Genomic DNA, 21,873 nt, shown 5'->3' on the forward strand with positions numbered 1-21,873 from the left:
ATGCAGATGCCACGTGGACTCAGACGAACGGCCGTAACACTACCGCTGCTGGTGCTCCTGCTGACCTGGCTCGGCGCGCCCCACCCGACCGCCGCCTCCGCCACCGACGCGGAGGTCGCCCCGATCGAGCAGGCGTTCACGATCGACGGCGACGCCATCAACCGGAACCCCGCCGACCTCTTCCGCGGGTTCGGGGCGGTCTCGTGCAACAACACCTCCCGGCTCCTCCTGGACTACAAGGAGGAGAATCCCGAGCAGTACTGGGAGTTGCTGAACACCCTCTTCCACCCGGTGACCGGGATGGGCCTGACCGAGGTCAAGGTCGAGCTCGGCTCGGACACCAACACCTCGTCCGGGACCGAGCCCGCCTCCATGCGGGCCGCCGACGAGGAGGCCGACGTGCTGGCCGGCGCCGGCTGGCACCTCGCCGCCGACGCCAGGTCGATCAACCCGGACATCGAGGTCAGCCTGTTGCGCTGGGCGGACCCGCGGTGGGTCGAGGAGGCCGCCGAGGGCGGCCTGGCGGCCGGCATCGAGGCGCGTTACACCTGGTACAAGCGGACCATCGACGCCGTCCACGACACCTTCGGGATCGAGATCGACTGGATCGGCATCGGCAAGAACGAGGACTACGACCGCGCCGACGTGCTGCCCTTCCTCGACTACCTGGAGCGGCGCCTGGCCGAGGACTCGCGCCCGGAGAACGACCCGCGCTACGACTACGCCTCGCGGATCAGGTTCGTCGGGGCCGACGAGATCAAGGGCCGGGGCTTCGCCAACGACCTCGTCCGGGTGCTCGACGAGGACGAGGTCGCCGCGATCGACATGCTCGAACGCCCGGTCGCGATCGACGCCGACGATGCCGACCCCGGGCGCCCGGTCGACGAGGACGGCGTGTACACCAACGTCGCGCACGACATCGCCTACATCGGCGACCTGGCCGGCCAGAAGGTCTACCGGGTGGTGTTCCCGGGCCGGGAGTACGACGGCTGGACCCGCTCCGACGGGATCGTCTACCCGCCGGCCGAGGGCGACTCGACGACGTACCACTGGACGATCGGCGACCCGGACGAGCCCACCGCCGGCACGGACGGCCGGCCGCTCGACCCGGCCGCGCTGCTGACGAGCGTCGACGCCGTCTCGATCCACTACACCTCGCAGGCCGACCGGGCCATCCGGATCCTCAACACCGTGTACGGGAAGGAGTTCTGGTACTCCGAGGGCATCGCGCCCACCTCGATGTCGCGCAACCGCGTCCAGCTGGCCGGCGACGGCGGCCTCACCGGCCCCCAGGGCTCGCTCGACATCGCCAACCGCGTCATCTTCGGCTACCACAACGCCGGCCGGGACGACGCCTCGGCGGGACCGCTGCCCTCCGACTCCGGCCAGACCCGCTACCTCTTCCAGCCCGCGATCAGCGCGTTCTACCAGAACGGCACCTACAGCGCGAAGCAGCTGATCGGCGCCCACGACCCCTGGTCGGGCTGGTACGAGCTCGACAGCGGGGTGCAGATGGTCAGGCATTTCACGGCCTTCGCCGAGACCGGGCCAGGACGGGCCTGGAACTACGTGGACGGCGGCGCCTCGTACGGCACGGGCTGGTCGGCCGGGGACGGCATCGGGGACAGCGGCGCGAGCTGGCTCACCCTGGCCGACCCGCGCCGCACCGACTACTCGACCGTCCTGACCAACGACACGCGGGACCCGGTCTCCGTGACCGTGACCGTCCGCGACATGGGGCGCGCCCAGTCCAGGAGTCTGACCAGGTTCGAGACCCGGGGCCCGGACGCGGGCGAGCGCTACGACGAGAACTGGTTCCAGGACCTGGGGCGGGTGGCCACCCGGCCGGCCGAGGACGGTGGCCGCTCGTTCACCGTCACCCTGGCACCGCACTCGATCTCCACGGTCACCACGCTGCGTGGCGTCGCGGAGTACCGGACCGGCTCCTCCGAGCCGTACGAGCGCACGGTGCTCGACGTCGGCCGGCCGGGTGGCACGCTCTACCGGGACGACTTCGAGTACGACGAGTACCCGACGGCCCCGGTGGGCGGCGAGCGCCTCGACTACGTCGAACGCCGGGGCGGCGGCCCGCGCTACGCCACCGACATGGGAGGCGCGTTCGAGGTCGAGACGAGCGGCGAGGGGCCAGGCGACGGCAACTTCCTGCGGCAGAACATCCCCTACTGGTTGAAGCCCGGCCTCTGGCGGTACGGCGGCAACTCCTACCCGCACACGCTGATCGGCGACGACCACTGGGCGAACTACTCGGTGAGCATGGACTTCTCGTTCGACCTCACCCCCTTCGACCCGGCGCGGAAGGTCGACGACGACCCCGACGCGTACTACGAGAACTACGTGGCCCTGGGCGGCCGCAACTCCCGGGGAAGCGGCGGCGACGTGCACGACGGGATCACCTTCGCCGTGCGACCGGACGGCACCTGGGGGCTGCTGAAGCGCGGCGACGTCACGGCCTTCCCGACCGGCTCCGCCAGCGGCACGCTGCTCGCCGGCACCCTGGAGGACCTCGATCCGGCCGTGCCGCACACCATCCGGCTCGACCTGCGCGGCGACGAGTACGTCGGTTACCTCGACGGCGAGCGCGTGTTCACGTACACCGACCGCTCGGCCGACACGGTGGCCGGCCGGGTGGTGATCTCCAGCGGCTTCTACCAGAACCGCTTCGACAACCTGGAGGTCACCTCGGTCCCCGGCCACGCCCCGTACGCCACCGAGCGCGTCGACAATGGCGACGAGCGCGTGGAGTTCTCGGGACCCGCCGGCTCCTGGACGCACAGCGTCACCGCGGGGCACGCCTTCCTGTACCGCACCCGCTCCGATGGCCGGGCCGGTGCCGAGCTCACGGTGCCGTTCCGGGGCAGCGGGTTCGCGATCGACGGGGACGGCACGTCGGCCACCGTCGACGTCCTCGTCGACGGCGAGTTGGTGGCGAACGACGTGGCCGTCACCGCGACCGGGGAGCGGGCCGCCGCGTACTCGCTGACCTCGCTGCGGCCGGGCCGCCACACCGTCACCTTCGTCGTGGTCAGCGGCCGGCTCGTGTTCGACGCCTTCCACCAGTTCGGCACCGCGGCGTCACCCTGACGCCGCGGCGGGCGCCTCGTGGGGCGTCGGGGTCCCGGTGGGGCCCCCCCCCCCCCGCCCCCCCACGGCACTTATACCTATACAATCCTCGGCATGTTTATCGAGGAGCGCACCGCCGACGACCTCGCCCTCATCCGGCTGCTCGACGCGGCCTTCGCCGAGTTGGTGGCCCGCTACGGCCTGGAGGGCCGCTCCGGAGTGGGCCCCGGCGCCCACTACCTGGTCGCCGTCGTGGACGACGAGACGGTCGGCTGCGTGGCCGTCCAGACCACGGACATCGCCGGCACGGGCGAGGTCAAGCGGATGTACGTCGCGCCGGCCGCCCGCGGCCAGGGCATCGCCCGCGCCCTCCTCAAGGAGATCGAGTCGCGGGCGGCCGACCTCGGCTATGACCGCCTCCGCCTGGTCACCGGGCATCTGCAGCCGGCCGCCATCGCCCTCTACGAGTCCGCCGGCTACCGACGCACCGAGCCGTACGGCGCGTACGCGGACCGCCCCGGCACGTTCTGCTACGCCAAGTCCCTGGCCGGCTGAGTCGCCCGGCGGGCGAGAGGGCAGCACCGCCGACGCCGCGTGGGTGGCCGACCGGTGCCCGGTTCTTGGCGGTCGGCGGTGGACTCGCGGACAGCACGGGCCAATTCCCGCTAGGCTCACGGGACTTAGCCTGCCCCGGGAGAGCACACGACATGGACGCGCCGCCGCGCTTCGCCGACCGCTACGAGCTCCAGCAGGTGCTCGGCCGGGGCGGCATGGCCGAGGTCTACCTGGCGTACGACAGCCGTCTCGGCCGCACGGTCGCCGTCAAGACGCTGCTCGGCGACCTGGCCCGCGACCCCGTCTTCCAGGCCCGCTTCCGTCGCGAGGCGCAGTCCGCCGCCTCGCTCAACCACCCCGCGATCACCGCCGTGTACGACACCGGCGAGGACCACGTGAACGGCGTCCCGATGCCGTACATCGTGATGGAGTACGTCGAGGGCTCGACACTCCGCGACCTGCTGGTCGCCGGCCGGGGGCTGCTGCCCGAGCGGGTGTTGGAGATCCATGTGGGCGTGCTCCAGGCGCTGGAGTACTCGCACGCCGCCGGGATCGTCCACCGGGACATCAAACCGGCCAATGTCATGCTCACCCGCACCGGCCAGGTGAAGGTGATGGACTTCGGCATCGCCCGCGCCTCCGGCGACTCCGGCATGACCATGACGCAGACCTCGGCCGTCATCGGCACCGCCCACTACATGTCGCCCGAGCAGGCCAGGGGCGAGAAGGTCGACGCACGCTCCGACCTGTACTCGACCGGCTGCATGCTCTACGAACTCCTCACCGGCCGGCCGCCGTTCGTCGGCGACACCCCGGTGGCCGTCGCGTACCAGCACGTCAGCGAGGAGCCGACGCCGCCGAGCCTGCTGACGCAGGGCATATCCCCCGGCGTCGACGCGATCGTCCTCCGGTCCCTGGCCAAGGACCGGGAGCAGCGGTACCAGAGCGCCGCCGAGATGCGGGCCGACATCGAGGCCGTGCTCGACGGCCGGACCGCGATGGCCGTGTTCTCGCCCGCGCCCGCCCCCGAGCCGACGACCGCCACCATGCCGGCACCGGCGGCCGGTGCCTCCGACGGCGGCCGGCGGGCCGCCCGGCGGCCGGCGCGGCGCTCCTCCCAGGGGCCGAAGATCCTGCTGGCCGTCGGCGCGGTCCTCGTCCTGATCGGCGCCGTCGCGATCGGTCGGCTGCTCTTCGCGGGCGACGGCGAGGCGGAGGGCGCGCCGCTGGTCACCGTGCCGGATCTGGCCGGGATGACCGTTCGCGAGGCCCGCGACCGCGCGGCGTCCGAGGGTCTGGTGATCGCCGAGGCCGGGCAGCGGCCGTGCGCCCAGGAGGAGGACACGGTCTGTGAGACCGATCCGCCGACCGGCGAGGAGATCGAGCGGGGCGAGACCGTCACCCTGCTGATGTCCTCGGGCCCCCAGCCGGTGCCGGTCCCCAACGTGGTCGGCGACCCGTTCGAGGACGCGCTCGCCGACCTCCAGGACTCCGGTTTCCGGGTCGCCCAGGAGACCGAGGAGACGGCGGACGCCGAGCCGGGCACCGTGCTGAGCCAGGATCCGGAGCCGGACGAGGAGGCACCGCCGGGTGAGACCGTCACCCTGACGGTCGCGGCGACCCCGACCGCCACCGAGGAGCCGGGGAACGACCAGCCGGCGACCGTGACCGTGCCGGACGTCCGCGGCCAGCCGCTCGAATCGGCGTTCGCGCTGCTGGTGAACGCCGGCCTCCAGCCGACCCAGTTCGAGGAGGTCAACCCGTCGGTCGCGCCCGGCACCGTCCTCCGCCAGTCACCCGACGGCGGCACCCAGGCCGCGGCGGGCACGCCCGTCGAGATCGTCATCGCGGCCGCCCCCGGCCAGGGTGGCCAGGGTGGTCAGGGCCAGCAGGGGCCCCCCGAGGAGACCCCGAACGTCCTCGGCCAGCAGTTCGACCAGGCGCGTGCGTCGCTTGAGGCCCAGGGCTTCGCCGTCACCCGCGAGGACCGCCCGGACGGCCGCTTCGAGCAGGGCACCGTCATCGAACAGCGGCGCTCCGGCGACGACATGACGCTCGTGGTGGCCGTCCCGGGTTAGCCGTCAGCGGCCGGTCGGTCAGGGGACCTTCCGAACGGCGGTGGTGTCGACGTCGACGAGGTCGCCACTCGATCCGGTCGGCCGGAGTTCGGGCAGCGGCGCGCCGTGCTCGTCGACGAGCACGGAGTGGGGCTCGCCGGGGGCGAAGGCGTGGCGCTCGCCCCACTGGCGCAGGGCGACGACGACGGTGAACAGATCGCGACCCGCCGGGGAGAGCGCGTAGAGCTGTCGCCTGCCGGTGGGCGCGGTGCGCCGTTCGAGGATGCCGCGCTCGACGAGTCGGCGGAGCCGGTCCGTGAGGATGTTGCGGGCGATGCCGGTGCGCTGCTGGAACTCGGTGAACCCGCGCGCGCCGTCCATGGCGTCGCGGACGATGAGCAGGGCCCAACGGTCGCCGACCAGGTCCAGCGTCCGGGCGACGGGACAGTTCGGGTCGGTCCACGCCGCACCGCTGTCGCGGGTCACGGGCGCCATCACACCCCCAAAAGAGTTGCTGTTTGAAACCAGTATGCCGTAGCGTCGAATCAGTAGCAATTCGCTACTGATTCGGGAGGGTGCATGGCTCTGACAGTCGGCAGAAGGGTGCTGTTCGCCGCCGTGTGCGCGGTCGCGGTCGCGAGCGTCTACGCCGCCCAGCCCGTACTCGGGCAGATCGGGAGCGATCTCGGCATGGCGGACGGCCAGCTGGGCTGGATCGTCGCGGCCGGACAGCTCGGCTACCTGGTGGGCTTGGCCACCCTGGTGCCGCTGGGCGACCTGCTCGACCGGCGGAGGCTCATCGCCGGACATCTGGTGCTGGCCGGGGCGGGGGCCGCACTGGCCGCGACGGCGACGCGGGCCTGGGTGCTGCTCGTCGGGCTGGCCGTCGCCGGCCTGTTCGCCGTCGTCGTGCAGACGACGGTCGCCTACGCCGCGGCACTGTCCACGCCCGAGGAAAGGGGCCGCACCCTCGGCGCGGTGACCTCCGGCGTCGTCCTCGGCATCCTCGGGGCACGCGTCGCCGCCGGCGCCCTGGCCGCGGCCTGGGGCTGGCGCGGCGTCTACGTCGTGCTCTCGGTGCTCCTGGCGACGCTGGCGTGGCTCCTGCTGCGCACGCTGCCGCCCGACGCGCGCGCGGAGCGCGTCACCTACCGGCAGGTGCTGGCCTCGCTGCGCGGCCTGTTCCGTGAGCGTCTTTTCGTCTCACGCGGGCTGATCGCGTTCTTCGCGTTCGCCTCGTTCAGCGCACTCTGGGGCGGCCTGGCGCTCCCCCTCGCGGCCGGACCCTGGCGCCTCGACACGGCGGAGATCGGCCTGTTCGGGCTCGCCGGCCTGGTCGGCGCGCTGGGGGCCGCCCGCGCGGGGCGTTGGGCCGACGCGGGGTTCGCGAGCCGCGTCACCGGCGGGGCGCTCGCGCTCCTCGCCGTCTCCTGGCTGGCCGTCGGGCAGGCGTCCTGGTCGCTGTGGCTCGTCGTCATCGGGGTGGTCGTGCTCGACTTCGCCGTGCAGGCCGTCCACGTGAGCAACCAGCACCTGCTCACCACGGCCCACCCGGACCGCACCAGCAGCGTCGTCGGCGGCTACATGCTCTTCTACTCGCTCGGCTCCGCGCTGGGCGCGACCACCACGACCGCCGCGTTCGCCACCGCCGGCTGGCCCGGCTCCAGCGCCCTCGGCGCGACCTTCGCGGTCGCGGCGCTGGCGGTCTGGGCGACCGACCGCCGCGTGCGGCCGTTCACTGACGCGGCAGGTCGAACTCGGCCCACACCGTCTTGCCGACCGTCGGCGGGCTGACGCCCCACCGGTGCGCCAGCGCGCCGATGAGCAGCAGCCCGCGACCGCGTTCGGCGTCCTCGGCCGGCGCCACCGGCGCCGACGTCGGACGAGGCGGAACGGGTCCGGAACCGGCAACTCTCCTTCGTCTCTGGGTTGTTGTTGACCGGACGGCTACAGGAGCTCTCCTTCCGAGCCAGCGCCACGCCTGTGCCGTCAGCGCCTGCCAGCCCGGCCGGCTGAATCGTGGCGCCATGCGGCGATGAGTTCCTCCGGCCCGTAGGTCGCGGTCAGCCCGGTACATTTCACGCCACTACGGGAGACTCCCACCAGCGGCACCGGGTCCTCCGTCACAGCCGCCCGGTGCCTGTGGAGTGCGGCCAGGTCGTGCGCGTCGAACGGCGACTGCTCGAGCCACTTGATCGAGCCAAGGAACAACAGACGCTTGGCGACCGGCTGCCGGTCCGCGCCCACCAGGTCGATCTCCACCTCGTTGCCACGGGTCCAGTAGCCACCGACCACGGGGGCGGCGGGGAGTTCACCATCCGGCAGCAGCCGGGCCAGGGACTCGCGGATCAACGGTTCGACCGCCCGGCCGCGCCAGGCGGTCCACCGCTCCCTGATCCGTGCCAGCGTCAAGTCACCACGCATACGCTCGATCTCCGCCATGTGTGGTTCGAGGAACGTCAGCCAGAATCGAAGATAGGGATCTGTCACGCGGTAGCGGCGCTCCTTCGACGGGCGCAGCGAAACCGGCAGTTCGGCGGCCACCATGCCCTTTCGCGTCAGCAGCTCGGTCGCCCTGGTGAGCGTGGTGTGGGCGATCCCCCCCGCCGCCCGCGCGATGTTGGTGAAGGTCCGCTCCCCCGCGCCGATGGCTCGCACCACCTCTCTGCCCATCGCCTGCGGCGGGAACTCCGCCGCGAGCGAGCGTTCCGCCGATACGAGAAGCGCGGAGATCGGGCTGTCCAGGGAGGTCTGGAGAAAGTCCCACACGCTCTGTCCGGGAGACCATTGGCGCAGGATGAGGGGTAGCCCTCCGGTGACCAGTGCCGCGTCGAACGCCTCGGCCGCAGCGAGGTCGAGCATGCTGGCGATGTCTGCGGGGTTCAGGGGACCGACGACCATCTCGCTCCCCCGTTGGTGGAAGGGCCGCTCGTAGCTGTTGAGCGCCTCCATCATGGAAAGGTCAGAACCGACAAGCAGGAGCAGCACCGGCTTGCGGCTCAGCTGCCGGTCCCACGCCCGTTGCAGCATGCCCTCGAAGGCGTCGACGCGCCCCATGAGATAGGGCACCTCGTCCATCACCAACACGCTTGGAGCGTCATCGGGCAGGATCTCGGCCAGTAGGCGGAACGCCGCGCTCCACTGCCGGGGCCGCTCCTCGACGAACAGCGCCCGATCCGGCAGGGTCGAACCCGCGACCGCCTCGACGAGCTCGGCCAGCTCTCCCTCGGCCGGGAGCCCCGCCGCCGTGTAGAACAAGCTGGGCACTCCGTCGGCCCGCCCCAGGAACTCCTCCACGAGGCTCGACTTGCCCACCCGGCGCCGCCCCCGGATGAGAAGACACCGCCCCTCCCCGGTGGAGCGGACCTCGTCGAGGACATCTTGGAGGACTCCCAGCTCACGCTGCCGTCCGATGAAGCGCCGCACAGAGACCTCAACTTTCTAGTGGTGGCGATACTATTGGCCACAATACTATCGCCAGAACTAGTATTCGACGAGGCGTGACTCAGCGGCCCGGCAAGGCCAGCGACACCAGGTGGGGGAAAGCGGCCCCGCAACGCCGCAGTGCGGCAGCGCGAGTGCCGCACCGCTCGGGACAGGGTGTCGAGCGGCGGCGACACGACGAGGAGGAGTCGGCCTGCTCCTGGCGGCGGCCGCGAAGGCACGGGTTCCCCCGGGAGTGGGAGCCGGACGGGCCGGAGACGACCTACGCGGCGGCGGAGGCGAGGGCCGCCGACGAGCCGCCCACCACGCTGCGACATCTCCCGGCCGACGATATGGCCGGGCGTCCTCGCCATGGTGCCCTGAGCCGTCAGAGGCCCAGCTTGGCGTAGAGCTCCGCCGGGTCGCCCGCGAGGCCGGCCTTCACGAAGCGGGCCGTGTCGTCGACCAGCACCTCGACCGCGCCGGCGGCCACGCCGTCGAGGCTGGCCCGGGCGACGTCCGCCGGGTCGATCTTCGGCAGGTCGAAGTCGGCTGCCATGTCGGTGTCGGCGAGCCCCAGGTGCACGCCCTGGACCAGGGTCCGCTGGTCGGCGAGTTCGAGGCGGAGGGCGTTGGTCATGTTCCACTCGGCGGCCTTGGCCGCGGAGTAGGCGCCGGCGCCGGGCGTGGCGAACCACGAGAGCGCCGACAGCATGTTCACCACCGCTCCGCCGCCGTTGGCCGCGAGGACCGGCGCGAAGGCGCGGATCACGCCGAGGGTGCCGAAGAGGTGCGTGTCGAGTTCGCGGCGGAGGGGGTCGAGGTCGTCGGTCAACAGCCTGGTCCGCGTCGCGATGCCGGCGTTGTTGACGAGCAGGGTGACGTCGGGGGCCGCGGCGGCGGCGTCCGTCACCGACTGGGCGTCGAGGAGGTCGAGGCGCAGCGCCTCGACCCGCGGGTCGGACGCGTCGATCGACTCGGGCCGGCGGGCCGTGGCGTAGACCTTGGCGGCCCCGCGGGCGAGCAGCTCGTCGACGAAGCGGCGGCCGATGCCGCGGTTCGCGCCGGTGACGAGCGCGATCGAGCCGGTGACGTCCATGGTGGTCCCTTCGGTTCGCTGACGGGCGCGGTCGCGTCCGTCCTCGTCGGCTACGCTAAAACTTGACGTCGACGTCAAGGGCAAGTCGAGCACGGCGACGCGACGCGTGTCGTGCGCCACACCGGAGGGAGCGCGTCGTGCGGATCGGCGAACTGGCCAGCAGGGCGAACGTGAGCGCCCGCGCGCTCCGCTACTACGAACAGCAGGGCATCCTCCGCTCCGAGCGCACCCCGAGCGGCCAGCGGGTCTACCCGGCTTCCGCGGTCGAGCGGGTGCGGCTCATCCAGCAGTTCTACGCCGCCGGGCTCAGCAGCCGCACGATCGCGACGATCCTGCCGTGCGTCGACACGGGGCACGCGCAGGCCGAGGTGCTGGAGCGGCTGCGCGCCGAGCGCGCCCGCATCGCCACGATGGTCGGCGAGTTGCAGGAGGCGGGGCGGAAGCTCGACCGGGTGATCGAGCTGGCCGAGCACCCCGATCCCGCGTACTGCGGGTCGTCGCTGCTCGAGCAGCCGGCCGTGGTCCCGTGAGCGAGCGCCTTCCCGGCCGGGCCGTGGGGGCGACGCTCACGGCACGTCCTGGTGGGCCGGGGTGACCACCTCGACCTCGCTCTCGTCGTGCGGGAGGTAGCGGGCGCGCACCACCATGCCGGGCTGGAGTCGCGCCACCGCGGCACCAGGCACGTTCTTGCGCTGCGCGATGTCGAACATCGAGCCGTCGGCGCGCGTCACCCGGAGCGTCAGGTCCACCACCGCGGCGTCGTGACGAACCTCGCCGGTCGGGGCCATCGCCAGGACGACGGCGGTCGCGTCGACGCCCTCCTCGGCGATCCGCAGCTGCCGCGGCGTGATCTGCCCCTTGGCCAGCTGGACGCGGCTGAGCGTGCGCTGCACCTCCCGCGGATCGGCGTCCGTGGCCAGCGCCACTCGGCCGCCCTCGTCGCCGGGGCGGTACCTGACGGGCAGTTGGAGCCCGGGCCTGAGCGTGGCCAGTTCGGTGAGGTCCACGACGCGCCGCAGCACGGCCCGGAACGACCGGCCGTCGGTGGTGTCGACGTCGAGCTGGATGTCCTGCTGGGGCTGGTCGTTGACGGAGAGCCCGGTCCGCGCCGTCGACACCACGGTGCCGATGGCGATGGGCGCCCCGTCGAACGCCCTCGGCACGTCCCCGCGCGCGAGGCGGCCGCCCCGGCCCGTCAGCCTCCGCAGGAGGACGAGGTCGGGCACCACGAACAGCAACAGGATCGGCCCGGCGAGGAAGCCGTTGAGCCAGTCGGATGTGCCGTCGCCGCGTAGCCCCCCGATCACGTAGGGGACGGTCAGCCCGAGGCCGACGATCGCGACGAGCCAGGTCATGATCCTCACGGACGGAAGTTCCTCTCGACGGTGGACGGTCGCCGGGAGGGCCGGAAGGACCGGTCACCGGCTCGCATCCGCCCGCCCGTGCCGCCGGACGGTTCGGACCCGCCCAGGGTGGTCGTCGCCGCCGCCCTACCGATCACACCTTGTGGGGCCCTGGCGGTAGGAGTCGACCAGGCGGGCCAGGTGGCGGCCGGCGATTTCCAGGGGTTCACCGCTGCGGGTCACCTGGGCCGTGAGTTCGGCGCCTTCCAGGGTGTTGATGACCGTGTGCGCGAGGTCGTGCGCGTCCTGCTCCGCGATGCCGGCGCCCTCGGCGCGCAGCTTGTCGGCGATCAGGGTCCGCCAGTGGTCGAACGTGTCGGCGACGGCCTGCTGGATCTCGGGGATGCGGCTCGCCGTCTCCAGGGCGGTGGCCGTGATCGGGCAGCCGTCGAGCCAGTCGGAGTTCCGCAGGTGGGTGATGAGCAGCTCGGCCGTGGCGACCATGGCCTCGGCCGGGTCGTCGGTACTGGCCATCGCCTCGCGCAGGATGTCGGCGAACTCCACGTCGGCGTGTCGGATGGCGGCGATGCCGAGCTCCTGCTTGCCGTTCGGGAAGAAGTGGTAGACGGAGCTCAGCGCGACGCGTGCCTCCTGGGAGATCTGCTTGATCGCCGTGCCCTCGTACCCCTGCCGCTGCATGAGGCGCGAGGTGGTCTGGACGATGCGGTCGCGGGTGCCGAGGGCGGTGTCGGTCATCTCACCACAGTACTGGTTGGAACGTTCGCTCCAGACGCGCTACGCTCTGGATGGAACGTTCGTTACAGCCCTTCTCGGGCTATGACACGAGGAATGACCAGACATGGAACAGAAGCGGATCACCGCCAACGGCATCGACTTCTTCTACCTGGAACAGGGCGACAGCCAGGGCCCCCTCGCCCTCCTGCTGCACGGGTTCCCCGAGGCCCCCAGCATGTGGCGGCACCTGATGCCGGTGCTGGCCGACGCCGGCTACCGCGTGGTCGCGCCCGCCCTGCGCGGCTTCGCGCCGACGCAGGTTCCCCCGAGCGGCAGCATGCGGATCGCGGAGCTGATCGACGACGCCAACGCCCTGCACGAGGCCCTGGGCGGCGACGACCGGGCGATCGTCATCGGGCACGACTGGGGCGGCTTCGCCACCTGGGGTGCCGCGGCGCACGCGCCTGAGCGCTGGTCGAAGGTCGTGGTGGCCGACGTGCCGCCCGTCCGCTTCTACGACCGCAAGGCGACGGACCCCGTCCAGATCCACAAGAACAGCCACTTCTACTTCTTCCAGATGGGCGTCGCCGACCAGATCGTGCCGGTGAACGACTTCGGCTACCTCGACTGGCTCTGGCAGCACTGGAGCGGGCACGTCCCCGGCTTCGACAGCACCCCGGACCGCCAGGCCGGCAAGGACGCGCTGCGCGAGCCGGCCAACCTCCGCTCCGGACTCGGCCTCTACCGCGACAACTTCCACCCGGAGACCTTCGGCACCGACCGGTGGGAGATGGGCAGGGTCCTGGCCGAGCTGCCCACGCAGCCGACGCTCTACCTCCACGGCGCGGAGGACCCGGTCGTCGACGCGCGGACGCTCGACGACATCGTGAGCGCCCTGCCCGCCGGCTCCGACGGCGTTCTGCTGGAGGGCGTGGGCCACTTCCCCTTCCTGGAACAGCCCGACGTGGTGAACGAGCGAGTGCTGAAGTTCCTCGCCGGCTGAGCGACGCGGCCGGACGACGGGAGCGGCCGGCCGGCTCCCCGCCGACGCACGCGGGTCAGGCCAGGGAGAGCACCAGCTTGCCCCGGACGTGTCGGCCGGCCAGCTCGGTCAGGCCCGCGGGGACCTCCTCGAGGGTGAGTGCGCGGGCCACCATCGGATCAAGACGGCCGTCGCCCACCAGCGCGAACAGCTCGGTCAGCGTCGACGACAGGGTGGCGCGGGCGCGTTCGTCGCCGTGGCTGTACGCCGCGCCCAGCGCGATCTCGTGGACCGAAGGGGCGGTGCCGAACGGTGCGACCGCCGTCAGGTCGGGGCGGCCGGCGACGGCCGCGACACCGCCGCCGTGCGCCAGCAGGGCGAGGCCGGCCGTGGCGGAGTCGGGCCCGACCGTGTCGACGATCGCGTCGACGCCGCGCCCCTCCGTCAGCTCGCGCACCCGCGCGTGGACGTCCTCCGCCCGGTAGTCGACGACCTCGTCGGCCCCGAGCTTCCGCAGGTGCTCGGCGTTGCCCGCGGACGCCGTCGCGATCACCCGGGCCCCGGCCAGCGCGGCCAGTTGCACGGCGTAGCCGCCGACACCGCCCGCGCCACCGGTCACCAGGACGGTGTGCCCGGCGGCCACCCGCAGCCGTCGCACCACCGCCTGGTGGGCGGTCATGCCGGCGCACGGCAACGCGGCGGCCACCACGGGGTCGAGCGCGTCCGGCACCCGGGCCAGGGTCGTCGCGTCGGCCAGCGCGTACTCCGCGAAGCCGCCGGGCGCACGCAGGTCGCCGTGATAGGCGACGCGCTGCCCGGGCGAGGGGTCGGTCACGCCGGCGCCGACGGCGTCCACGGTGCCGGCCACGTCGAGCCCGAGGACGTGCGGCCAGCTCCAGTCCGGGTGCCCGCCCGCGGCGACCTGGTAGTCCACCGGGTTGAGACCACACGCCTCGACCCGCACCCGCACCTGACCGGGGCCGGGCTCGGGCACCGGCAGTTCGGCGCGGCGCAGGGTGTCGGGAGAGCCGGGGGCGTCGAGAAGCAGGGCACGCATGCGGCGAGTTGACCCGTCCATAGCGGCTGACGATATGAGGCCGCACCGCTCCCCACAACAGGGCCGCCCGCCGGGGACGGTCGGTGCGCCCCCGTCACCCCTCCCCCGCCACCACCCCCGTCACCAGCTCGTCGGCCGCCGCGTAGGGGTCGAGCGTGCCGGCCAGGATGCGGTCGGCGAGGGCGGTGAGGCGGCGGTCGCCGCGGAGGTCGGCGATGCGTTCGCGAAGGGTCGTGACGGCGATGGTCTCGACCTCGCGGGCGGCGCGGCGATGCCGGCGGGCGGCGAGCTCGCCGTGTTCGTCGAGCCAGGCGCGGTGCTTGTCGAGCGCGGCGACGACGTCGTCCACGCCCTCGCCGCGGGCGGCGACCGCCCTGACCACCGTGGGGCGCCAGTCGCCTGGGGCGCGGGTCTCGCCGAGGCCCAGCATGTGGTTGAGCTCGCGGACCGTGGCGTCCGCACCGTCCCGGTCGGCCTTGTTGACCACGAAGACGTCCCCGACCTCCAGGATGCCGGCCTTGGCGGCCTGCACCCCGTCCCCCATCCCGGGGGCGAGCAGCACCACCGTGGTGTCGGCCTGGGCGGCGATCTCCACCTCGGACTGGCCGACGCCGACCGTCTCGACCAGGATCACGTCGCAGCCGGCCGCGTCCAGCACCCGCACCGCCTGGGGGGCGGCCCAGGCCAGGCCGCCGAGGTGGCCCCGGGTGGCCATGGAGCGGATGTAGACGCCGGGGTCGGAGGCGTGCTCGCCCATCCGGATGCGGTCGCCGAGGAGCGCCCCGCCGGAGAAGGGGGACGAGGGGTCGACGGCCAGCACACCGACCCGCCGGCCGGCGCGGCGGTAGGCGGTGACCAGCGCCGAGGTGGAGGTGGACTTGCCGACGCCGGGGGCGCCGGTGATGCCGACGACATAGGCGTGGCCGGTGTGTGGGGCGAGCGCGGCCATCACCTCGCGCAGCAGCGGCGAGGCGCCCTCGACCAGGGAGATCAGCCGGGCGACGGCCCGGGGCCTGCCCTCCCTGGCCTGGGCGACCAGCGCCGCCACGTCCACGGTCCGCGCCGCGGTCACGAGCGGGCGGGGACGCGGAGGATCAGGGCGTCGCCCTGGCCGCCGCCGCCGCACAGCGCGGCCGCGCCGACGCCGCCGCCGCGGCGGCCGAGTTCGAGGGCCACGTGCAGGGCGAGCCGGGCGCCCGACATGCCGATGGGGTGGCCGAGGGCGATGGCACCGCCGTTCACGTTCACCCTTTCGGGGCCGATCCCGAGGTCCTTCATTGACTGCACGGCGACGGCCGCGAACGCCTCGTTGATCTCGATCAGGTCGAGGTCGTCGACGGTCAGCCCCTCCCGGTCGAGCGCCCGCCGGATCGCGTTCGCGGGCTGCGACTGCAACGAGTTGTCGGGGCCGGCGACGTTGCCGTGCGCGCCGATCTCGGCGATCCAGCCGAGGCCGAGCTCCTCGGCCCTGGCCCGGGACATGACGACGACAGCCGCGGCGCCGTCGGAGATCTGGGAGGCGGAGCCGGCCGTGATGGTCCCCTCGCCGGCGAAGGCGGGGGCGAGGCGGGCCAGCGACTCGACCGTGGTGGTCGGGCGGATGCCCTCGTCCGCGGCGAACACCACGGGGGCGCCCCTGCGCTGCGGGATGGCCACCGGGGCGATCTCGGCGTCGAACAGGCCGGCCTCGCGGGCCGCCGCGGCGCGCTGGTGGGAGGCGGCGGCGACCGCGTCCTGCTCCTCACGGGTGATGCCGAGCTTCGCGTTGTACCGCTCGGTCGACTCGCCCATCGCGATGCCGTCGAACGGGTCGGTGAGCCCGTCGAGCGCCATCGCGTCCAGCATCTGCACCGCGCCGTACTTGACGCCCTCCCGGGACTTGGGCAGCAGGTGCGGCGCGTTGGTCATGGACTCCTGGCCGCCGGCCACGACCACGTCGAACTCGCCGGCCCTGATCAGCTGGTCGGCCAGCGCGATGGCGTCGAGCCCGGAGAGACACACCTTGTTGACGGTGAGCGCGGGCACCGAGAGCGGGATGCCGGCCCGCACGGCGGCCTGCCGGGCGGGGATCTGGCCGGCACCCGCCTGGAGCACCTGCCCCATGATCACGTACTCCACCTGCTCGGGCGCGACGCCGGCCCGGCTCAGGGCGGCCTCGATGGCGAAGCCGCCGAGCTCGGCCCCGGAGAACGACTTCAGGGAGCCCAGCAGCCGGCCCATCGGGGTCCTGGCGCCGGCGACGATCACCGAGCCGCCGCCGGACGGACGCCGTCGCGAGGATGTCATGGTCATGGGTCCCTCCGCGGAGATCTCGGGAGTGAACGATCGTTCACACCAATCTACAGAGCGTGACGGAGAAGGTCACCGCCGCGTACCTGTGACGGTGGGCACGTTGCACCGCCGCGCCAAGGGCGGTGCACTAGGGGGATGTTGACTCGAATCGATCACATCGGGATCGCCTGCTTCGATCTCGACGCCACCGTCGAGTTCTACCGTGCCACCTACGGTTTCGAGGTCCACCACTCCGAGGTCAACGAGGAACAGGGCGTCCGCGAGGCCATGCTCCGCATCAACGGCACCGACGACGGCGGCGCCTCCTACCTCCAGCTGCTCCAGCCGATCAGGGACGACTCGCCCGTCGGAAAATGGCTGGCCAAGAACGGTGAGGGCGTGCACCACATCGCCTTCGGCACCGACGACGTGGACGCCGAGTCCCAGGCCATCGGGGAGAAGGGCGTCCGGGTGCTCTACGACCGGCCACGGCGCGGCTCCATGGGCTCGCGCATCACGTTCCTGCACCCCAAGGACTGTCACGGAGTGCTCACGGAAATCGTGACCGCCGCCGCCCCGCAGGCACCAGGAGACCCCTCGGGCCACTGACGCGCGCTGCCCCGGCCGGTAGAGTGGCCCAGCCGGGGCAGTGACGTGATTCTCGTCCCGAGTTCGGCCGATGACCGGATCTGCTACACCACGACCAGGGGACGGATGGGACCGCGCGGTGCCTGGCTACGACACCACCCAGGCTGACGACCACCTCTCGCAGCTCGAAGCCGAGATGGGTCGGCTGAAGAAGGAGCGCGACAAGGCGGTCGATCACGCCGACGACCTCGGCTATCAGGTCGAGGTGCTGCGTGCCAAGCTGCACGAGGTGCGCCGCGCCCTTGCCCTGCGGCCGGTCTACGGCGACGCCCAGTCCCACGCGGAGCAGCTGCTGCGCAGCGCCCACCACCAGGCCGACCAGATGCGTGCCGAGGCCGAGCGCGAGCTGCGGGAGGCCAGGACCAGGTCCCAGCGGGTGCTCCAGGAGCAGGCCGAGCAGCGCGCCCGGATGGAGGCGGAGCTGCACGCCGAGGCCGTCGGCCGCCGGCAGCGCCTCGACGAGGAGCTGGCGCAGCGCCGCTCCACCGTCGAGTCCCACGTCAACGAGAACGTCGCCTGGGCCGAGCAGCTGCGGGCCCGGAGCGAGGCGCAGGCGCAGCGGCTGCTGCAGGAGACCAGGGCCGAGGCCGAGCGGACCGTCAGCCAGGCGCGGGCCGAGGCGCTGCGGCTGACCGAGGAGACCAGGCAGCGGCTCGCCGCCGACGCGGAGGCGGCGCGCGCCGAGGCCGACGAGCTGGTGCGGCGGGCCAGGGCGGACGCGGAGCGGCTGCTGGCCGCCGCGTCGGCGCAGGCCCAGGAGGCCAGCGAGCACGCCGAGCGGCTGCGCGCCTCGACGGCGCAGGAGGCCGACTCGGGGCGGCGCGAGGCGGCCGCGCTGGTGCGCAAGGCCGAGGAGCGCGCCGCGGCGACGCAGACCGAGCTGCGCGCGGCCCGCGAGGAGGCGGAGCGGCTGGTCACGGAGGCCGCCGCGGAGGCCGACAAGCGCAGGGCCGCGGCCGACTCCGAGTACGAGCAGCGCGCGGCGACGGCCAAGGCCGAGATCGCGCGCATGGTGTCCGAGGCCACCAGGGACGCGGAGAACCGCCGCGCCGAGGCGCAGCACGCGCTGGACGAGGCGCGCGCCGAGGCGGAGCGGGTGCTGGCCGGGGCGGCCGAGGAGGCGCGCTCCAAGTCGGCCGAGGAGTACGCGGCCCAGCTGGCCGAGGCGGCGCGCACCGCCGAGGAGGTGCTGACCAAGGCGGCGGCCGAGGCGAAGGCCACCACCAAGGCGGCGACCGAGGAGGCCGAGCGGCTCCGGGCGGAGGCCGAGGCGGAGGCCGACCGGCTGCGCGCCGAGGCGCACGACGTGGCCGAGCAGCTCAAGGGCGCCGCGCAGGACGACACCAAGGAGTACCGGGCCAAGACGGTCGAGCTCCAGGAGGAGGCCAGGCGGCTGCGCGGCGAGGCCGAGCAGCTGCGGGCGGAGGCCGTCGAGGAGGGCGAGCGCACCAGGGCCGAGGCGCGCCGCGAGTCGGTGCAGCAGATCCAGGAGGCGGCGGCGCGGGCCGAGGAGCTGCTCGCCCAGGCCAAGGCCGACGCCGAGGAGCTGCGGAACTCGGCGACCAGCGAGAGCGAGCGGGTCCGCACCGAGGCGATCGAGCGCGCCACCACGCTGCGCAACCAGGCCGAGCAGTCGCTGAAGAAGGCGCGCAGCGAGGCCGAGAAGCTGCGCGTCGAGGCCGCCGAGCACGCCGAGCGCACCACCCAGGAGGCCGAGGAGACGGCCCGTCGGGTGCGGGCGGAGGCCAGGGAGGCGGCCCGGGCGGAGCGTGACGCGGCGTCGGCGGAGCTGGAGCGGCTGCGGACCGAGGCCGAGCGGCGGCTGGTCGCCGCCGAGGAGGCGCTCGTCGAGGCGCGGGTCGAGGCGGACCGGCTGCGGGCCGAGGCCAACGCGGACATCGAGCGGCTGCGCGTGGAGGCGGCCGACCGGATCAGGTCGCTCACGGAGCAGGCCGAGCAGGCCGCCCAGCAGCTGCGGGACGAGGCACTCAACGACGCGGCGAGGTTCCGCTCGGAGGGCGAGGAGCTGGCGATCCGGCTGCGCGGCGAGGCCATCGCCGAGGGCGACCGGCTGCGGGACGAGGCCCGGGAGGCCGCGGACCGGGTGCGGGCCGACGCCGGGGCGGCGGCCGAGCGCACGGCGGCCGAGGCGGCCGAGGCGCTGGCGGCCGCGCAGGAGGAGGCGGCGCGGCTGCGCCGCGAGGCGGACGTGCTGCTCGCGGACGCGCGGGACGCGGCGCACGCCGAGCGCGCCCAGGCGCGCGAGCAGAGCGACGAGTTGCTCGCCGCGGCGCGCGCCAGGCTGGACGAGGCCGAGCGGCGCGCCGACACGCTGGTGGCGGCGGCCGAGCACAAGGCGCAGCAGGTGCGGGACTCGGTCTCCGGGCTGCGCGAGGCGGCGGAGGCGGAGATCGCCACGCACCGCGCGGAGGCGGAGCGGGAGGCCGCCCGGGTGCTGCGCGAGTCGGCCGAGGAGAAGGAGGCGGCCTCCGCCCTCGCCGAACGCACCGTCAAGGACGCGATCGCGGAGGCCGAGCGGCTGCGCGTCGAGGCGACCCGGTACGCGGAGCGGACCAGGGCCGAGGCGGACGAGATCCAGGACCGGGCACGCCGCGAGGCGTCCCGCAAGCGCGGCGAGGCGGCGGCGCAGGCCGACGAGTTGCTGGCGAAGGCCCAGGAGGAGTCGCTGCGGATCGCGGCGACCGCCGAGGAGCAGTCCGACACCATGGTGGCCGCGGCCCGCAAGGAGGCCAACCGGCTCATCGCGGACGCTCAGGAGGCGGGCAGCGAGCTCGTCGAGACGTCCCGCAGGGACGCCAACCAGCTGCTGGACGAGGCGCGTCGGGACGCGGCGGCGATAAGGGACCGGGCGGAGGAGCTGCGTTCGCGCATCGAGTCCGAGGTCGAGGAGCTGCACGACCGGGCCAGGCGCGAGTCGGCCGAGCAGGCGCGGGCGGCGGGCGAGCGCGTCGACAAGCTGATGAAGGCGGCCGAGGAGCAGCGCGCCGAGGCGCGGGCCACCGCCGAGAAGCTGGTCGCGGAGGCCAACGCCGAGGCGAGCAAGGTGCGGATCGCGGCGGTGAAGAAGGCGGAGTCGCTGCTGAAGGAGGCCGAGCAGCAGCGGGCGCGGGTGGTGCGGGAGGCCCAGCAGACCAAGGCCGACGCGGAGCGCGAGGCGAAGCGCACGGTCGAGGAGGGCCGGCGCGAACTGGAGCGGCTCACCCGCAGGCGCGAGGACATCAACGCCGAGATCTCGCGCGTGCAGGACGTGTTGGAGGCCCTGGAGTCGTTCGAGGCGCCCAAGCCCAGTGGGAAGAACGGTGGTCGGGGCGCCAAGCCGCCGGGCAACGTGGCCGCCGCGGGCAGTGGTCCGCCGCGCCCCGGCGGGCGGCGCCCGGGGGCGTGAGGGTGGGTCACGGCCGCCCGTCCATATGGCCACTCGATTGAGCGGATGGGGCGAACATTCTCCACACAGATACCTGTTCCGCTCGAAGACACGCCGGTTTGCCCCCTAGGATGATGCCTCCGAGGGCATGGACCCGTTCGGACCGTAGGCTTAGGAGCTCGACCTCAGGCCCCACGCCCAGGCCCACACGACCAACTCACTGAACCCGTCTGGAATCGACAGGAAACCATGAGCGAAACTTCCTCCCCCTTCGGCTTCGAGCTCGTGCGGCGTGGATACGACCGCGGGCAGGTGGACGACCGCATCTCGAAGCTCGTTGCCGACCGCGACAGCGCACTCGCTCGGATCACCTCGCTCGAGAAGCGGATCGAGGAGCTCCACCTCGAGACGCAGAACGCGCAGGCGGCCATCACCGACGCCGAGCCGTCGTACGCCGGCCTCGGTGCCCGCGTCGAGAAGATCCTCCGCCTCGCCGAGGAGGAGGCGAAGGACCTGCGTGAGGAGGCCCGTCGGGCCGCCGAGCAGCACCGTGAGCTCGCCGAGGGTGCCGCGCAGCAGGTTCGCAACGACGCCGAGGCGTACGCGGCCGAGCGCAAGGCCAAGGCCGAGGACGAGGGCGCGCGGATCGTCGACAAGGCGCAGAGCGACGCCGCCGCGACCCGCGCCGAGGCCGAGAAGGACGCGCAGAACAAGCGCGAGGAGGCGGACGCCCTCTTCGAGGACACCCGCGCCAAGGCGGCCCAGGCGGCGGCCGACTTCGAGACCAACCTGGCCAAGCGGCGCGAGCAGTCGGAGCGCGACCTGGCGTCCCGTCAGGCCAAGGCCGAGAAGCGGCTCGCGGAGATCGAGCACCGGGCGGAGCAGCTGCGCCTGGAGGCCGAGAAGATGCGCACTGACGCCGAGCGCCGGGCCCGCCAGACGGTGGAGACCGCGCAGCGCCAGGCCGAGGACATCGTGGCGGACGCCAACGCCAAGGCCGACCGGATCCGCAGCGAGTCCGAGCGTGAGCTGGCGGCGCTGACCAACCGTCGGGACAGCATCAACGCCCAGCTGACCAACGTCCGCGAGATGCTGGCCACGCTGACCGGCGCCCAGGTCGCGGCCGTGTCGTTCGACGATGACGACGACAAGGCGGGCGACAGCCTGAGCAAGGGAGTGCCGGCCCAGCAGTCGCGCTGACGCCGCCCCACCCCCGTCACTCCAACGGCGCAGGGAC

General features: G+C 73.2%; 17 protein-coding genes. 9 read left to right on the forward strand and 8 right to left on the reverse strand.

Annotation, left to right across the window (positions count from 1 at the left end; all coding sequences use genetic code 11):
• The first annotated feature begins 51 nt into the window (after nt 1-51).
• From ACFWI8_RS21660 to pknB, 3 genes are all read left to right on the forward strand, one after another.
• The gene (locus ACFWI8_RS21660; protein WP_387094013.1) at nt 52-3,102 is read left to right on the forward strand and encodes a hypothetical protein; all 3,051 of its coding nucleotides are present in this window, start codon (nt 52-54) and stop codon (nt 3,100-3,102) included.
• Between the two features lie 93 nt (nt 3,103-3,195).
• Nucleotides 3,196-3,636, forward strand: coding sequence for a GNAT family N-acetyltransferase (locus tag ACFWI8_RS21665; protein ID WP_387094015.1), 441 nt, complete (start codon nt 3,196-3,198; stop codon nt 3,634-3,636).
• A 152-nt stretch (nt 3,637-3,788) separates the two neighbouring features.
• Nucleotides 3,789-5,714, forward strand: a complete 1,926-nt coding sequence (pknB, locus tag ACFWI8_RS21670) for a Stk1 family PASTA domain-containing Ser/Thr kinase (protein WP_387094018.1) — start codon at nt 3,789-3,791, stop codon at nt 5,712-5,714.
• 18 nt (nt 5,715-5,732) lie between these two features.
• Here pknB and ACFWI8_RS21675 read toward each other — a convergent pair whose 3' ends face one another.
• Nucleotides 5,733-6,188 (reverse strand): winged helix-turn-helix transcriptional regulator, encoded by a 456-nt coding sequence (locus tag ACFWI8_RS21675; RefSeq protein WP_387094021.1) that lies wholly within the window; start codon nt 6,186-6,188, stop codon nt 5,733-5,735.
• 90 nt (nt 6,189-6,278) lie between these two features.
• Here ACFWI8_RS21675 and ACFWI8_RS21680 point away from each other — a divergent pair, with 90 nt between their 5' ends.
• Nucleotides 6,279-7,487, forward strand: coding sequence for an MFS transporter (locus tag ACFWI8_RS21680; protein WP_387094062.1), 1,209 nt, complete (start codon nt 6,279-6,281; stop codon nt 7,485-7,487).
• A 195-nt stretch (nt 7,488-7,682) separates the two neighbouring features.
• Here the strand turns inward: ACFWI8_RS21680 and ACFWI8_RS21685 are convergent, their stop codons facing one another.
• Both ACFWI8_RS21685 and ACFWI8_RS21690 read right to left on the reverse strand, forming a co-directional pair.
• The gene (locus tag ACFWI8_RS21685; protein ID WP_387094024.1) at nt 7,683-9,119 is read right to left on the reverse strand and encodes an ATP-binding protein; all 1,437 of its coding nucleotides are present in this window, start codon (nt 9,117-9,119) and stop codon (nt 7,683-7,685) included.
• Between the two features lie 385 nt (nt 9,120-9,504).
• Nucleotides 9,505-10,215: an SDR family oxidoreductase gene (locus ACFWI8_RS21690; protein ID WP_387094027.1), complete on the reverse strand. Its 711-nt coding sequence runs from the start codon at nt 10,213-10,215 to the stop codon at nt 9,505-9,507.
• A gap of 137 nt (nt 10,216-10,352) precedes the next feature.
• Between ACFWI8_RS21690 and ACFWI8_RS21695 the strand changes: the two genes are divergently transcribed.
• A complete protein-coding gene (locus tag ACFWI8_RS21695; RefSeq protein ID WP_387094030.1) occupies nt 10,353-10,745 on the forward strand; it encodes a MerR family transcriptional regulator in 393 nt (130 codons plus the stop codon).
• A 36-nt stretch (nt 10,746-10,781) separates the two neighbouring features.
• On the opposite strand, the gene ACFWI8_RS21700 is transcribed toward ACFWI8_RS21695, so the two are convergent.
• Nucleotides 10,782-11,579, reverse strand: coding sequence for a hypothetical protein (locus tag ACFWI8_RS21700; RefSeq protein ID WP_387094033.1), 798 nt, complete (start codon nt 11,577-11,579; stop codon nt 10,782-10,784).
• A gap of 126 nt (nt 11,580-11,705) precedes the next feature.
• Nucleotides 11,706-12,314, reverse strand: coding sequence for a TetR/AcrR family transcriptional regulator (locus ACFWI8_RS21705; protein WP_387094036.1), 609 nt, complete (start codon nt 12,312-12,314; stop codon nt 11,706-11,708).
• Nucleotides 12,315-12,417: 103 nt separating this feature from the next.
• On the opposite strand from ACFWI8_RS21705, the gene ACFWI8_RS21710 reads away from it, so the two are divergent.
• Nucleotides 12,418-13,296, forward strand: a complete 879-nt coding sequence (locus tag ACFWI8_RS21710; protein ID WP_387094038.1) for an alpha/beta fold hydrolase — start codon at nt 12,418-12,420, stop codon at nt 13,294-13,296.
• A gap of 55 nt (nt 13,297-13,351) precedes the next feature.
• On the opposite strand, the gene ACFWI8_RS21715 is transcribed toward ACFWI8_RS21710, so the two are convergent.
• From ACFWI8_RS21715 to ACFWI8_RS21725, 3 genes are all read right to left on the reverse strand, one after another.
• Nucleotides 13,352-14,332, reverse strand: a complete 981-nt coding sequence (locus ACFWI8_RS21715; protein WP_387094041.1) for a zinc-binding dehydrogenase — start codon at nt 14,330-14,332, stop codon at nt 13,352-13,354.
• Between the two features lie 94 nt (nt 14,333-14,426).
• Nucleotides 14,427-15,404, reverse strand: a complete 978-nt coding sequence (gene meaB / locus ACFWI8_RS21720) for a methylmalonyl Co-A mutase-associated GTPase MeaB (RefSeq protein ID WP_387094044.1) — start codon at nt 15,402-15,404, stop codon at nt 14,427-14,429.
• The gene (locus tag ACFWI8_RS21725) at nt 15,401-16,618 is read right to left on the reverse strand and encodes an acetyl-CoA C-acetyltransferase (RefSeq protein WP_387094065.1); all 1,218 of its coding nucleotides are present in this window, start codon (nt 16,616-16,618) and stop codon (nt 15,401-15,403) included. Before ACFWI8_RS21725 ends, meaB begins: the two co-directional genes overlap by 4 nt.
• Nucleotides 16,619-16,759: 141 nt before the next feature.
• On the opposite strand from ACFWI8_RS21725, the gene mce reads away from it, so the two are divergent.
• From mce to ACFWI8_RS21740, 3 genes are all read left to right on the forward strand, one after another.
• Entirely contained in the window at nt 16,760-17,212 is a 453-nt protein-coding gene (gene mce, locus ACFWI8_RS21730) for a methylmalonyl-CoA epimerase (protein ID WP_387094047.1), read from the forward strand.
• Nucleotides 17,213-17,330: 118 nt separating this feature from the next.
• Complete coding sequence (locus tag ACFWI8_RS21735; protein WP_387094050.1) at nt 17,331-20,657, forward strand: hypothetical protein; 3,327 nt, start codon at nt 17,331-17,333, stop codon at nt 20,655-20,657.
• Between the two features lie 228 nt (nt 20,658-20,885).
• Entirely contained in the window at nt 20,886-21,836 is a 951-nt protein-coding gene (locus ACFWI8_RS21740; protein ID WP_311599170.1) for a cellulose-binding protein, read from the forward strand.
• Nucleotides 21,837-21,873 lie beyond the last annotated feature (37 nt).

The sequence above is a fragment of the Streptomyces sp. NPDC127098 genome, assembly GCF_042722465.1.
GTDB classification, from domain to species: Bacteria; Actinomycetota; Actinomycetes; order Streptomycetales; family Streptomycetaceae; genus Streptomyces; species Streptomyces millisiae.

Excerpts from the sequence above, each read along its gene's own strand:
- pknB (WP_387094018.1), top strand. The coding sequence starts at position 3,789 with ATGGACGCGCCGCCGCGCTTCGCCGACCGCTACGAGCTCCAGCAGGTG.
- ACFWI8_RS21725 (WP_387094065.1), bottom strand. The coding sequence starts at position 16,618 with ATGACATCCTCGCGACGGCGTCCGTCCGGCGGCGGCTCGGTGATCGTC.
- mce (WP_387094047.1), top strand. The coding sequence starts at position 16,760 with ATGTTGACTCGAATCGATCACATCGGGATCGCCTGCTTCGATCTCGAC.
- ACFWI8_RS21715 (WP_387094041.1), bottom strand. The coding sequence starts at position 14,332 with ATGCGTGCCCTGCTTCTCGACGCCCCCGGCTCTCCCGACACCCTGCGC.
- ACFWI8_RS21705 (WP_387094036.1), bottom strand. The coding sequence starts at position 12,314 with ATGACCGACACCGCCCTCGGCACCCGCGACCGCATCGTCCAGACCACC.
- ACFWI8_RS21710 (WP_387094038.1), top strand. The coding sequence starts at position 12,418 with ATGGAACAGAAGCGGATCACCGCCAACGGCATCGACTTCTTCTACCTG.
- ACFWI8_RS21740 (WP_311599170.1), top strand. The coding sequence starts at position 20,886 with ATGAGCGAAACTTCCTCCCCCTTCGGCTTCGAGCTCGTGCGGCGTGGA.
- ACFWI8_RS21690 (WP_387094027.1), bottom strand. The coding sequence starts at position 10,215 with ATGGACGTCACCGGCTCGATCGCGCTCGTCACCGGCGCGAACCGCGGC.
- ACFWI8_RS21675 (WP_387094021.1), bottom strand. The coding sequence starts at position 6,188 with ATGGCGCCCGTGACCCGCGACAGCGGTGCGGCGTGGACCGACCCGAAC.
- ACFWI8_RS21665 (WP_387094015.1), top strand. The coding sequence starts at position 3,196 with ATGTTTATCGAGGAGCGCACCGCCGACGACCTCGCCCTCATCCGGCTG.